At 63.4% G+C, this 12686-nt stretch carries 15 protein-coding genes and 2 tRNA genes; 5 read left to right on the top strand and 12 right to left on the bottom strand.

Annotated features, from left to right (window positions below; translation table 11 throughout):
* Positions 1–233 precede the first annotated feature (233 nt).
* Together CAF70_RS04405 and CAF70_RS04410 are read left to right on the top strand one after the other, a co-directional pair.
* Complete coding sequence (locus CAF70_RS04405) at positions 234–539, top strand: hypothetical protein (protein WP_085622144.1); 306 nt, start codon at positions 234–236, stop codon at positions 537–539.
* A 162-nt stretch (positions 540–701) separates the two neighbouring features.
* Positions 702–914 carry a cold-shock protein gene (locus tag CAF70_RS04410; protein WP_003250656.1) on the top strand — a complete coding sequence of 71 codons (213 nt, stop codon included), beginning with the start codon at positions 702–704 and terminating at the stop codon, positions 912–914.
* A gap of 220 nt (positions 915–1134) precedes the next feature.
* Here the strand turns inward: CAF70_RS04410 and CAF70_RS04415 are convergent, their stop codons facing one another.
* Positions 1135–1446: an I78 family peptidase inhibitor gene (locus CAF70_RS04415; protein WP_085622141.1), complete on the bottom strand. Its 312-nt coding sequence runs from the start codon at positions 1444–1446 to the stop codon at positions 1135–1137.
* Between the two features lie 276 nt (positions 1447–1722).
* Between CAF70_RS04415 and CAF70_RS04420 the strand changes: the two genes are divergently transcribed.
* A complete protein-coding gene (locus CAF70_RS04420) occupies positions 1723–1935 on the top strand; it encodes a hypothetical protein (protein WP_085622139.1) in 213 nt (70 codons plus the stop codon).
* Here CAF70_RS04420 and CAF70_RS04425 read toward each other — a convergent pair.
* From CAF70_RS04425 to CAF70_RS04455, 7 genes are all read right to left on the bottom strand, one after another.
* Positions 1907–2908, bottom strand: coding sequence for a nucleoside hydrolase (locus tag CAF70_RS04425; RefSeq protein WP_085622137.1), 1002 nt, complete (start codon positions 2906–2908; stop codon positions 1907–1909). The genes CAF70_RS04420 and CAF70_RS04425 overlap by 29 nt on opposite strands.
* A 223-nt stretch (positions 2909–3131) precedes the next feature.
* Positions 3132–3530, bottom strand: a complete 399-nt coding sequence (gene rbsD / locus CAF70_RS04430) for a D-ribose pyranase (RefSeq protein WP_085622135.1) — start codon at positions 3528–3530, stop codon at positions 3132–3134.
* Positions 3527–4435 carry a ribokinase gene (gene rbsK, locus CAF70_RS04435; protein ID WP_085622133.1) on the bottom strand — a complete coding sequence of 303 codons (909 nt, stop codon included), beginning with the start codon at positions 4433–4435 and terminating at the stop codon, positions 3527–3529. The genes rbsD and rbsK overlap by 4 nt, the downstream gene beginning before the upstream one ends.
* Before the next feature lie 15 nt (positions 4436–4450).
* Positions 4451–5473 (bottom strand): LacI family DNA-binding transcriptional regulator, encoded by a 1023-nt coding sequence (locus CAF70_RS04440; protein ID WP_085622132.1) that lies wholly within the window; start codon positions 5471–5473, stop codon positions 4451–4453.
* Positions 5474–5477: 4 nt separating this feature from the next.
* Positions 5478–6473 (bottom strand): ABC transporter permease, encoded by a 996-nt coding sequence (locus tag CAF70_RS04445; protein ID WP_085622130.1) that lies wholly within the window; start codon positions 6471–6473, stop codon positions 5478–5480.
* The gene (locus tag CAF70_RS04450; protein WP_085622128.1) at positions 6470–8023 is read right to left on the bottom strand and encodes a sugar ABC transporter ATP-binding protein; all 1554 of its coding nucleotides are present in this window, start codon (positions 8021–8023) and stop codon (positions 6470–6472) included. The genes CAF70_RS04445 and CAF70_RS04450 overlap by 4 nt, the downstream gene beginning before the upstream one ends.
* Positions 8024–8044: 21 nt before the next feature.
* Positions 8045–9001, bottom strand: a complete 957-nt coding sequence (locus CAF70_RS04455; protein WP_085622126.1) for a sugar ABC transporter substrate-binding protein — start codon at positions 8999–9001, stop codon at positions 8045–8047.
* A gap of 282 nt (positions 9002–9283) precedes the next feature.
* Here CAF70_RS04455 and CAF70_RS04460 point away from each other — a divergent pair, with 282 nt between their 5' ends.
* Complete coding sequence (locus tag CAF70_RS04460; protein WP_085622124.1) at positions 9284–9526, top strand: DUF1654 domain-containing protein; 243 nt, start codon at positions 9284–9286, stop codon at positions 9524–9526.
* 13 nt (positions 9527–9539) lie between these two features.
* On the opposite strand, the gene CAF70_RS04465 is transcribed toward CAF70_RS04460, so the two are convergent.
* The 4 genes from CAF70_RS04465 to CAF70_RS04480 all read right to left on the bottom strand — a co-directional run bounded on the left by CAF70_RS04465 (position 9540) and on the right by CAF70_RS04480 (position 11092).
* Positions 9540–9965 (bottom strand): GTP pyrophosphokinase, encoded by a 426-nt coding sequence (locus tag CAF70_RS04465; protein WP_085622122.1) that lies wholly within the window; start codon positions 9963–9965, stop codon positions 9540–9542.
* Positions 9966–10083: 118 nt separating this feature from the next.
* Positions 10084–10653 (bottom strand): SPOR domain-containing protein, encoded by a 570-nt coding sequence (locus CAF70_RS04470; RefSeq protein WP_085622120.1) that lies wholly within the window; start codon positions 10651–10653, stop codon positions 10084–10086.
* A 131-nt stretch (positions 10654–10784) separates the two neighbouring features.
* Positions 10785–10861: transfer RNA gene (locus CAF70_RS04475), tRNA-Val, on the bottom strand.
* A gap of 154 nt (positions 10862–11015) precedes the next feature.
* Positions 11016–11092: transfer RNA gene (locus tag CAF70_RS04480), tRNA-Val, on the bottom strand.
* A 203-nt stretch (positions 11093–11295) separates the two neighbouring features.
* On the opposite strand from CAF70_RS04480, the gene CAF70_RS04485 reads away from it, so the two are divergent.
* Positions 11296–12579, top strand: coding sequence for an FAD-binding oxidoreductase (locus tag CAF70_RS04485; RefSeq protein ID WP_085622118.1), 1284 nt, complete (start codon positions 11296–11298; stop codon positions 12577–12579).
* The last annotated feature ends 107 nt before the right edge of the window (positions 12580–12686 follow it).

The following is a 12686-nucleotide window of genomic DNA, read 5'->3' on the forward strand; positions in this document are numbered from 1 at the left end:
TGGCAGAAGCCTTTCGGCTTGCAAGGGACGAACCAGAGTGACTGGAAAGAAAAAAGATAGCTGCAAGCTGCACGTTGTCAGCTGCAAGCCGGGCATGCTAGCACGCGGGTTGCGTGCCAGGCAGAAATATTTGGAAATTACAGACTTCGGCTGAACTTACACGGAAAAATTCCTATCAGACCTTGGGAAGCAACCTACTCTTGATGAGACCTTAACCCAAGGAGTAACTGGTTATGCGAGTTCCGTCTCTTCTGGCCCTGGCGGCCGCTGGGGCCCTGCTGCTGCCCATGGCTGCGAACGCCGGCAACTTCCCGGCCGGGAAGGAGGCCGCCTACATGACCCAGTGCACGCAAGTGGCACAAGGCCAAGGCGTTGATGCTGCGACCGCGAAAAAACACTGCGACTGTGGCGCGCAAACCATCAAAAAGAATTTCACCGACGCGGAAATTGCCGACCTGGACAGCAACGATGGCGTGGACGCCAAGCTGATGCAGAAGGCGCAGAAGGTCGTGAAACAGGCCTGCGCACCGAAGAGCTGAAACCTTAAAGCCAGAGCAGACCAGCCATTCTTTGAGCTGGATCAAGATCCGGCGAAGGTAAAAGGCGCTAGATGCGCAGAATTAGACTATGATGTGTTCCGTGCTCCGTAGCCTCGGCCGCATTGCACCACTGAAAAAACTAAATGTTCTGGAGATTCACCCATGTCCAATCGCCAACAAGGCACCGTCAAATGGTTCAATGATGAGAAAGGCTACGGCTTCATCACCCCAGCAGGCGGCGGCGACGACCTGTTCGTTCACTTCAAGGCCATCGAATCTGACGGCTTCAAGAGCCTGAAAGAAGGCCAGACTGTTTCCTTCGTCGCCGAGCGCGGCCAGAAGGGCATGCAGGCTGCACAGGTTCGTCCGGAGTAATTCGGATAGCTGTAAAAAAACCCGCCCTTGTGGCGGGTTTTTTTATGGGTATCTGCCAGGCTGCACGCACTCGCTTTCCTGTAGAAGCGGCCTTGTGTCGCGATGGGGCGCGCAGCGGCCCCAGGGTTTCAGCTTCGCAGCGTCAATTGCCGGGGCCGCTTTGCGGCCCTGTCGCGACACAAGGCCGCTCCTACAGGGGCCGCGCAGCCCACATAATCGGTCAACCGCAATTGACGCGAATCACCTTGCCCTGCTCGTCCACATTCAGGTTCAGGCGCTCGGAGCGGTACTCCAGGGTGACCACGTCGTGCGGCTTGAGAATGCGGGCCATCTGCGAGCCACTGGCCTTGCGTGCCTGCTCCAGCAGCTCGGCGCTAGCAGGCTTGCCAATGGCAAAATCGGCGCCGCTGGCTTCGCAGCGGCCATCGTTGCCTGCCGGTGCAGCGCCACCAGCAGAACTGCCACCAGCGCTGCAACCAGCCAGCACAGCAGCCACCGCCAGGGTTGCCAGGTAAGCACGGGTACGGAACATGAAGCCTCCTAAATCGGTCCGGGAACTGTCTGATCCGACCGTTCCACTCATCATTTGTTGCAAAACCGGTCAAGTCTGCCTGAACTCGCTGGTAGAGGCGAAAGCGCAATCGTGACCGGATTTTGCACAACCCGCTGCGTTTGCCATATGCTTAAGCCACAAGGTCACTGACGCAAAGTCATGATTTAGTGCAAGAAGTGGAGCGCACCCGGCCTCCATCGAACACCAGGGTCAGGTGTTCGCCCCTTCGTCCTGGGCCCCAAGCGAGAGCCTTTCATGAGCAGCCACAGCATCGATGCCGATATCAAGGTCAAATGGGCCGAGGGCCAGAGCGCGTACAGCCCTGGCACACCGGAAGAGTTGCTGTTGATTGCCATCGACCTGCTGGTGCGCGATCGCGGCGCCGAGGCGGCGCGCAGCTTTATCGACCAGGTGTTCGAGCGCTTCGCGCCGAACACGGCTATTCCAATCGCGCCAAACGGGCGCTGAGCAGGTCGAACAGGCCCTGAGCATCGCCCTGCTCTACCCACATCACATTGGCTGGCTGCTTTAACACGCCATACCAGTCGGCCAGGGTCTGGCCGAAGCTGGGGCCTTCGCGGCTGTCGATGCTCATGTGGATGCGCCGGCCGCTGAACAGCTCGGGCTTGAGCAGGTAGGCGATGACACTGGCGTCGTGCACCGGGCCGCCGGGCATGCCGTACAGGTCCATGTCGTGGGTTATGTAGGCGTTGAGGATATCCACCACCCGTTTGCTGGCCTTGTTGTTCACCGCTGCCAGCTGCTTGAGGCGGGCGTCGCTGGTCAGCAGCTTGTGGGTGACGTCCAGCGGCAGGTAGGTCAGTTGCACGCCGCTGGCCAGCACCACTTCGGCGGCATGCGGGTCGGCATAGAGGTTGAATTCTGCCGCCGGGGTGATGTTGCCGCCGTTGAAATGCGCACCGCCCATTACCACCACTTGCTTGATGCCTTTGGCGATGTCCGGGCGCTGGATCAGCGCCAGGGCCAGGTTGGTCTGCGGGCCGAGCATGGCGATGGTGATGCTGTGCGGTTTGGCGGCGCCCAGTGTGTCGACCAGATATTGCACGGCATTGCCCTGGGCCAGTGGCGCTTTCGGTTCGTGGACCTGGACGCCGGTGAGGCCTTCTTCGCCGTGCACTTCGGCGGCGTAGACCGGCTTGCGCACCAGCGGGCGCGCGGCGCCGGCGTATACGGGGATGTCTTCGCGACCGGCCCATTCGCGGGCCAGGCGGGCGTTGCGCGAGGTGTTTTCCAGGCGCACATTGCCGGCCACGGTGGTGATGGCGCGGATGTTGAGCTCGTCGGGCGAGGCCATGGCCAGGAACAGCGCGACCACATCGTCGGCGCCGGGGTCGGTGTCGATGATCAGGTCGATGGGGGCGGCCTGGAGGGTGGTTGCTGCGGCCATGAGGGCGATTCCTTGTAGCAGGGGTTTGAGCATGGGTGGCACTCCTGTTGCCTGGGTTGGTATTCCTGAAACACCGCAAATCCCTGTGGGAGCGGGTTTACCCGCGAAGAAAGCAACGCGGTGAATGGCACCGGCTTCGCCGGTGTTCGCGGGTGAACCCGCTCCCACACGGGGCCTGCGGTAAATGGCACCGGCGTTGCCGGTGTTCGCGGGCATGCCCGCTCCCACAGGGATCTGCGTTGGGCAAGACGACGAGTTAGAAGGTTACGCCGGAGATCAGCGCGATGTTGCTGTAGGGTTGGCATTCGCCAGTACGCACGACCGCACGGGCACTGCGCGACAGCACTTTGAAATCTTCATGGCTCAGCCATTCGCGCTTGCCCAGCTTGCCCTTGAGCCGCTCGATCTCGACCAGCGCCGGCGGCACCACTTTGTGCATCTCTTCGGCCAGCACATGGCGCTCCACCTGCAACTCGCTCAGCACAACCCGCAACACGCTGGCGAAATCCGGCAGACCAGGCGTGACGGCCAGGTCGATCAGTTCGACGCCCGGCGGCACCGGCAACCCGGCATCGCCGATTACCAGAATGTCGCCATGCCCCATGCCGGCAATGGTCCGCGACAGGGCGATGTTCAGCAGCGGGGTTTTCTTCATGGCGCAAGCTCCGCCAGGTAAGGAATCGACGGCTGGGCGCCGGCGCGGGTAACCGACAGGGCCGCGGCGCGCTGGCCGAAAGCGATGGCTTCGCCCTCCTCCAGGCCGCGTACCAGGCCAGCGGCAAAGCCACCAATGAAGGTGTCGCCGGCGGCAGTGGTGTCCAGCGGCTGCACCACCGGTGCGGGGAAGTGCTGATGGCCCTTGGGGGTGACCAGCAAGGCACCTTGCGCGCCCAGGGTGATGATCACTTTGCCCGCGCCCAGTTGCAGCAAGCGCTCGCCGGCACGCCGGGCACTGTCCAGGTCAGTCACCGCCACGCCGGTCAGGGCTTCGGCCTCGCTTTCGTTGGGCGTCAGGTAGTCGATGTGGGCGAACCAGTCCGCCGGCAAGGGGCCGGTCGCCGGTGCCGGGTTCAGGATCACCTGCTTGCCCAGTGCACGCCCCCTGGCCAGGGTCCAGGCCACGGTGTCGGCCGGCACTTCCAACTGGCAGATGATCACCTCGGCCGCCTGCAGCAGCGCATCGAACCGCTGCACCGACTGCGGCGTCAGCAGGCCGTTGCCACCGGGAATGATGACAATGCAGTTCTGGCTGGCGGCATCCACGGTGATAAGCGCCACACCGCTGGACACGCCCTGGCAGGTGATGACGCCCTGGCTGTCGATGCCTTCCACATACAAGGCCCGGTGCAGTTGCCGGCCATAATCATCATCGCCGACGTTGCCGATCATCGCCACGCTGCCACCCAGGCGCGCAACGGCCACCGCCTGGTTGGCCCCCTTGCCGCCCGGCGCGGTGAAAAAGCTTTCGCCGGGGAGTGTTTCGCCGGCCCGGGGTAGGCGTTGGGCGCGGACCACCAGGTCCATGTTGAGGCTACCGACTACCACGACCTTGGCATTCATGACATTTCCTTAGCATCAGCGGCAAGCGTTGAACAGGTCCGGGCGCGGCCCGGTGGACTCGCGCAGCACGATGCGCGGGGCGACGATACGTTGCTCTGCCGCGCCCTGCCGCGGTGTGCCGATACGTGCCAGCAACAGCGACGCGGCGCTCTCGCCCAACGCGCGGATCGACTGGCCCACCGTGGTCAACGGCGGGTACACATAGCGGCTGAGTTCGATGTCGTCAAAGCCGATCACCGACAGCTCGCCGGGCACGTTGATATTGCGTTCGGCTGCGGCGCGCAGCACGCCGAAACCGATCATGTCGTTGCCGGCGAAAATCGCCGTGGGCCGCTTGCCCTCCAGCAACCGGGCTGCCGCTGCATGGCCACCCGGGCTGGTGAAGTCGCAGTGCAGCACGCGGTTGGCCAGCACCGGTACGCCGGCCTCGGCCATGGCGCGGCGGAAGCCGCTCAGGCGCAGCTGGGTCACCCCGGTCTCGGCAGGGCCACCAATGTAGGCGATGTCGCGGTGGCCAAGCTCCAGCAGGTGCCGGGTGGCCAGGTAGGCGCCCTGCTCGTGGTCGATGCGCACCAGGTCGGCATCGACGCCATCCAGTTCGCGGTCGACGATCACCATGGGCGTGCGCACGCCAGCCAGGCTTTGCAGCAGGTCGCCGTCCTGGCCGACCGAAGCCACCACCAGGCCGTCGATGCGTTTTTCCAGCAGCACGCGCAGGTAGCTGCGCTGCTTCTGCGGGTTGTCGTCAGAGTTGCACAGAATCACGCAGTAGCCGTTGCGTTCGCAGGCGTCTTCGATACCCCGTGCCAGCTCGGCGAAGTACGGGTTGACGCTGTTGGGCACCAGCAAGCCGATGGTGGCCGTGCTGCGCGCCTTCAGCGAGCGGGCCACGGCGCTGGGCACGTAGTCGAGTTCGGCGATGGCGGCTTCGACTTTCAGCCGCACCTGCTCGCTTACCGGCCGGGTCTTGTTCAGCACATGGGACACAGTGGTGTAGGAAATACCCGCCAGTGCCGCGACGTCTTTGATGGTTGCCATGTTCTCAGTTCCGCCGGCCTGCGCGCCGGCTACGGTAAGTGTCGAGCACCACGGCGATGACAATCACCGCCCCGGTGATGATGCGTTTGGTCGGTTCGCTGGCCCCGATCTGCGCCAGCCCTGCAGCCAGCACCGAAATGATCAGCACGCCAAAGAAGGTACTGATGACCGAGCCACGGCCGCCCATCAGGCTGGTGCCACCAATTACCACGGCGGCGATCACCTGCAGCTCCAGGCCGGAACCGGCATTGGGGTCGGCCGCTTCCAGGCGCGAGATCTGGAACAGCGCAGCCAGGCCGGCAAGCAGGCCCATCAGGGCGAACACCAGCACCTTGTAGGGGCGCGGGTCGATGCCGGCCAGGCGCACGGCCTCTTCGTTGGTGCCGATGCCGATCAGGTAGCGGCCGAACACCGTGCGGGTCAGCACCAGCTGGGCCAGCACGATCACCAGCAAGGCGATGATGAAGGCCGGCGAGATGCCGAACGCGATGGGGTTGGAGAACCAGGCATAGGCATCGCCGATATAGGCGGTACGCGAGTCGGTGAACTGGTAGGCCAGGCCACGGGCCATTTCCAGCACGCCGAGCGAGACGATGAACGACGGAATGCGCCAGGCCACGGTGACGCCGCCGGTAATGCTGCCGGCCAGCGCGGCCACGGCCATGCCCAGCAGGGCCGAGGGCAGCACGCCCCAGCCCCAGCCGAGGATCGCCACGCTAACCGTCGAGGCCGCCAGCGCCAGTACCGAGCCCACCGACAGGTCGATGCCGCCGATGATCAGCACGAAGGTCATCCCCACTGCCAGTACCATCAGGTCGGGGATCTGGTTGGCCAGGGTACTGAAGGTGTTGTACGACCAGAAGTGGCTGCTGAGGAACGAGAACAGCACGATCATCGCCAGCAAGGCGCCGGCCAGGCCCAGGTATGTACCCAGGCCAAGATAGGTGCCACTGCGGCGCACCGGTGCGGTGCCTTGGCTGTCGAGCGGGGTGGTTTTCATGCATCCATCCTGGGAGCTGCTTCATGCAGCAGTGCGTCACGTTTCTGATAACCGGCAAAGGCCGCAGCCAGCAGCTGGTCCTGGCTCCAATGGTCACGCTCGAAGGTTTCGATCAGGCGGCCAGCCGACAGCACGGCGATGCGGTCGCAGATCAGCATCAGCTCGCGCAGGTCGCTGGATACCACCACCAGGGCCTTGCCCTGGCGCGCAAGTTCGGCCAGCAGGCCATAGATGTCGAACTTGGCGCCGACGTCGATACCACGGGTGGGCTCGTCGAACAGCAACACCTGGCAGTCGCGCTCCAGCCACCGGCCTATCACCACCTTTTGCTGGTTGCCGCCAGACAGCTCGCCTACCACCTGCTGCGGGCCGGCGCTGCGAATGCGCATGGCCTGGATCTGGCGCTCGGCCAATGCCGCTTCGGCCTCGCCATCGAGCACCCCGGCCCGTGATACCGCGCCGAGGTTGCCCAGGGCGATATTGGCGCTGATCGACTGCGTCAGCAGCAGGCCTTCGCCTTTGCGGTCTTCGGTGATCAGCGCGATACCGGCCTGCACGGCAGCCTTGGGCGAGTCGATGGTGACCGCCTGCGGTGGCTGGCCGAGGGCGATGCTGCCGCTGTCGGCACGGTCGGCGCCGTAGATCAGGCGCAACAGCTCGGTACGGCCGGCCCCGATCAGGCCGGAGATGCCGAAGATCTCCCCTGCCCTGACCTCGAACGACACTCCACGCACCTTGTCGCCACGGCTGAGCTTGTCGACCTTGAGCAGCGGCGCGCCGATCTGCCGGCGGCCCAGGTCGATATGCTCGCCCAGCTCGCGGCCGACCATCAGGTTGACCAGTTCGGCGCTGCTGTAGCGCTGGATCGGCTCGTCGCACACCAGCTTGCCGTCACGCAGCACGACGATGCGCTGGGCCACACGCTGCAGTTCTTCCAGGCGATGGGAAATGTAGACGATGGCCACGCCACGTTGGCGCAGGCGCTCGATCTGGGTGAACAGCAGCTCCACCTCGCGCGCGGTGAGCATGGCGGTGGGTTCGTCGAAGATCAGCACATGGCAATCGCCGATCAGGTTGCGGGCGATCTCGACCATTTGCTGGTGGCCGATGCCCAGCTCGCCGACCGGGGTATCCGGGTCGATGGCGTCGAGGCCGACCTGGGCCATGGCGGCCGTGGCCAGTTGGCGCAGGCGCTTCTGGCTGATCCAGCCGAAGCGGCCGGGCAGGTTGTCGAGGAACAGGTTTTCCGCCACGGTCAGCGTGGGCAGCAGGTTCAGCTCCTGCATGACCATGCGCACGCCGAGGCGCTCGGCCTCGCTGCGGCTGCCAGGCGCGTAGGCCTGGCCGCGGTAGTGCATATGCCCGGTGGTAGGGGTTTCCAGGCCACTGATGAGCTTGGACAGGGTGCTTTTGCCAGCGCCGTTCTCACCTGTCAGCGCCAGCACTTCGCCGGCCCGCAGGCTCAGGCTGACCTCGCTGAGCACGGGTTGGGCGTAGGTCTTGCCCAGGCCGCTGGCGGCGAGTACCACTTCATTGGCCGATGCAGGCATGGCCGTATCTCCTGCCAGCGATCAGGGCTTGGTGATGAGTTGGACCGGGGTCTGGATGACGTTGTCGGCATCCACGTCGGGTTTCTCGCCCTTGACCATTTTCAGCGCCGCCTGGATGCCGTACACCGCCTGCTGGCTGGCCGCCTGGTCGAGGGTGGCAAGTACACGGCCATCGGCGAGCATCGGCTTGATGGCGTTGATGTTGTCGTAGCCCACCACTTGCACCTGCCCGGTCTTGCCAGCGGCACGCACGGCCGACACGGCGCCCAGGGCCATGCTGTCGTTACCGGCCAGCAGGGCTTTCAGGTCGGGGTATTCGTTGAGCATGGAGGCGGCGACGGCGTTGCCTTTGTCGATTTCCCAATTGCCGCTCTGCACCGAGACGATCTTGACTTGCGCGGCCTCCATGGCGTCCTTGAAACCGGCGGTACGCTGCTGGGCGTTGGTGGTGGTCGGCACGCCTTCGATAATGCCGACCTGGTCGCCGGCCTTGAGCTTCTCGTTGGCCAGAAAATCGCCGACCAGGCGCGCGCCCTTGCGGTTGTCGGGACCCACGAAGGGTACGCTGATGCCTTTGCTCTTGAGCAGCGCCGGGTCCAGGCGGTTGTCGATGTTGATCACCACCACGCCTTGGTCCATGGCCTTCTTCACCGCCGAAACCAGCGCCTTGGAGTCGGCCGGGGCAATGACCAGGGCCTTGGCGCCTGCGTTGACCATTTGCTCGACGATGCGGATCTGCTCGCCGGTGTCGGTCTCGTTCTTGATGCCGTTGGCGATCAGCTCGAATTCATCGGCGTGGGCTTTCTGGTAGTCCTTGGCGCCGTCTTCCATGGTGCGGAAGAACTCATTGGCCAGCGACTTCATGACCAGGGCGACCTTGGGCTTGTCTTCGGCGTGGGCGGCGGAAAATGGCAGGGCCAGGGACAGCGAGGAAATGACTGCGAGGGCCAGCAGACGACCGGGGAACGGCAGTTTCATGGACGAGGACTCCGGATCTTGTGTTTTTTGTCGGATCGCAAACGTTTGCGTTGACTCACTATGGAAACAGGACCGGGGTTTGTCAAATCCGTTTGGCTGTCGGAGGTCAAGTCGAGCCAGGGGCAGTTTATCCGGAATTTTTCCGAAAAGACGATCGTCTTTTCCCCGCTTGCCCGGAATCCCGCGGCTCAGCGTAAAGCGCAGTTTTTGGCCTGACAGGCTGTTGCGAAATTACTTACGGTGAAATACTGTATGTGCATACAGCAAAACAAGGAAACGCCTGTGTCCAGCACCGCCTCCGCCACCCCGAGCAGCTATGAACAACTGGGTGTGCGCATCCAGAAGATCATCAACAGCCCCACTGCCCAGCGCAGCCGCGCAGCGCTGATCTTCCGCCTGGAACAGGAAACCCCGGAAGACTGGGAAACCCTGCTCGAGGAAATCGCCGAGAACGATAACGTCACCCTCGCCCACCGCGACGATGGCGGCGTGCAGATTTTCTGGACAGTACCGAAGGAAGACTGACCGCGCATCAACCTCAAGTCAGTGCCTGCAGGTAGGCGCTGGCTTCACGATAACGCGCCAGCCGCGCCAGGTCGGCGGGGCCCGGGCAGGGGATGCGCGAAAGGTCACTGTTGTCGGCCAGGTCGGCCAGCTTGACGGTGCGCGCCAGCGGGTCATCGCCCAGGCGCACCACGAAGTCCTGGTAGGCCTCGCCCTCACGGCGGCTGAGCGCCAGCAAGGCGGCAAGGATTTTCAGCGCGAACCCCTCGCGCGCCAGGTCGGACAGCGTCAGCGAGGTGTCTTCGATCACATCGTGAAGCACCGCGACAATCCGTTGTTCAGGTGTGGAAACCCGCATCATCACGCGTAGCGGGTGGAGGATATAAGCTGCCCCACCCTTGTCGTATTGCCCTTCATGCGCCCTGGCGGCCACGGCAATGGCCCGCTCCAGTGTAGACATGAGGCCCTCCCCGTTCGGCTTCTTCCTGCCAAGCATAGCCAAAACTGTGCGGACAGTGTCTAGCGCAGGTGTGGCTGTGCCGCTCAAAGCTTGCGCGCGCCACCCTGTAGGAGCGTTTTTAGCGCGTGGCGCCGTGCTGGATGACCACCGAATCGGTACCCAGCTTGGCCATTACCTCGGCCTTGCGTGCTTCAGCCTCCTCACGGCTCGGGAACGGCCCCATCAGCACCACCGGCTTGCCGTCGCGGTACTCCACCGAGGAGGGAATGCCCTTTTCGATCAGGCGTGCGGTCATGTCGCTGAGCGCACCCATGTTGGCACCCTGGATCACCTCCACGTCCCAGCCCTGCGGGGCCGGCTGGCCAGCCAGGGCTTCGGCGCGGCGCTGCAGCTCGGCGCCGCCGCACATCTCGCGGATGCGCAGGTTGTTACCGCTGTCGTCGACGATGATTTCGTACTGGCCATCGCGCTTGATCGCCACGTAGCTGCGGTAGGCCTCGTACTGCCCGGCATCATCCTTGCCACGAACCTGGCCGCAGATGGTGCCCTGAGTGTCGATCCGCACGTTGCCGAACTTGGCGGTTTTAGGGTTGTGCAGGTGTTCGGCCACCTGTTTGTGCACGCCTTCGACCTCGTTCTCACAGCCCGCCAGGGCCAGCACTGCCATTACCACAGCCAGTTTGCGCACGCGTGTACCTCCAGTTTCGAAGGGGCGGATTCTAGCATGCCGGGCAATGCCCCGAACCGCGACCAAACGTTACACGCTGCTTCGCGCGCATAGCAAAAAGGGCGATCATTGCTGATCGCCCTTTTTCGATTTGGTAGGCACAATTGGACTCGAACCAACGACCCCCACCATGTCAAGGTGGTGCTCTAACCAACTGAGCTATGTGCCTGTCGTGTGGTGCGCATATTAGTGACCGAATGCGTACCTGTAAAGCGTTTTTTTGAGAAAAATCAAAAACTTTCGAATCTGAGCGCATCGCGCTGCCCACAAAAATCGGGCAATGAAAAAAGGGGTGACCCTTGCGGATCACCCCTTCTTCGATTTGGTAGGCACAATTGGACTCGAACCAACGACCCCCACCATGTCAAGGTGGTGCTCTAACCAACTGAGCTATGTGCCTGTCGTGTGGTGCGCATTCTACTCATTCCAAAAACCCTGTCAACACTTTTTTTTGCGCTAACCTACTGAATCTTAAACTCTTTATAGAAAGGCGCGCTGACAGGTACCGAGTAAAGGATTTTCAACGGACGACTAGCGGGTGTTTATTATTATTGATAGCATCGGTACATTCGTTAAAAATATAAAACACGAGGTTCCTGCAGCATGGCTAACACCCCCTACCCCCAGTCCTACTACGCCGCCTCGGCCAACCCGGTGCCGCCACGTCCGGCGCTGCAGGGTGAGGTGGAAACCGATGTGTGCATCATCGGTGCCGGCTACACCGGCCTGTCCAGCGCCCTGTTCCTGCTGGAGAACGGCTTCAAGGTGAGCATCGTCGAAGCAGCCAAGGTCGGCTTCGGCGCGTCGGGCCGCAACGGCGGCCAGATCGTCAACAGCTACAGCCGCGACATCGACGTCATCGAACGCACCGTCGGCCCACGGGAGGCCCAACTGCTGGGCCAGATGGCTTTCGAAGGCGGGCGCATCATTCGTGAGCGCGTGGCCAAGTACAACATCCAGTGCGACCTGAAGGACGGTGGCGTGTTCGCTGCCCTCACCAGCAAGCAGATGGGCCACCTGGAGTCGCAAAAGCGCCTGTGGGAACGCTTTGGCCACAACCAGCTGGAGCTGATGGACCAGAAGCGCATCCGCGAAGTGGTGGCCTGCGACAACTATGTGGGCGGCATGCTGGACATGAGCGGCGGCCACATCCACCCGCTGAACCTGGCCCTGGGCGAAGCCGCCGCGGTCGAGTCGCTGGGCGGCATCATCTATGAGCAAACCCCGGCCATCCGCATCGAGCGTGGCGCCAACCCGGTGGTACACACCCCACAGGGCAAGGTCCGCGCCAAGTTCATCATCGTCGCCGGCAACGCCTACCTGGGCAACCTGGTGCCTGAGCTGGCCAGCAAGTCCATGCCATGCGGCACCCAGGTGATCACCACCGAGCCACTGGGCGACGAACTGGCGCGCACCCTGCTGCCGCAGGACTACTGCGTCGAGGACTGCAACTACCTGCTCGACTACTACCGCCTGACCAGCGACAAGCGCCTGATCTTCGGCGGTGGCGTGGTGTACGGCGCGCGTGACCCGGCCAACATCGAGGCGATCATCCGGCCGAAGATGCTCAAGGCCTTCCCGCAGCTGAAGAACGTGAAGATCGACTACGCCTGGACCGGCAACTTCCTGCTGACCCTGTCGCGCCTGCCGCAGGTTGGCCGTATCGGTGACAACATCTACTACTCGCAGGGCTGCTCGGGTCACGGCGTGACCTACACCCACCTGGCGGGCAAGGTGCTGGCCGAGGCCATGCGTGGCCAGGCCGAGCGCTTCGACGCCTTCGCCGGCCTGCCGCACTACCCGTTCCCGGGTGGCCAGATGCTGCGCGTACCGTTCAGCGCCCTTGGCGCCTGGTACTACAGCCTGCGCGATCGCCTGGGCTTCTGATGTAGGCAGGCCTGGCCTCTTCGCGGGCACGCCCGCTCCCACAGGGACCGTGCAAGCAGCACAAATCCTGTGGGAGCGGGCGTGCCCGCGAAAGGGCCGGTACAGAC

The organism is Pseudomonas sp. B19(2017), assembly GCF_002113165.1.
Lineage (GTDB): Bacteria > Pseudomonadota > Gammaproteobacteria > Pseudomonadales > Pseudomonadaceae > Aquipseudomonas.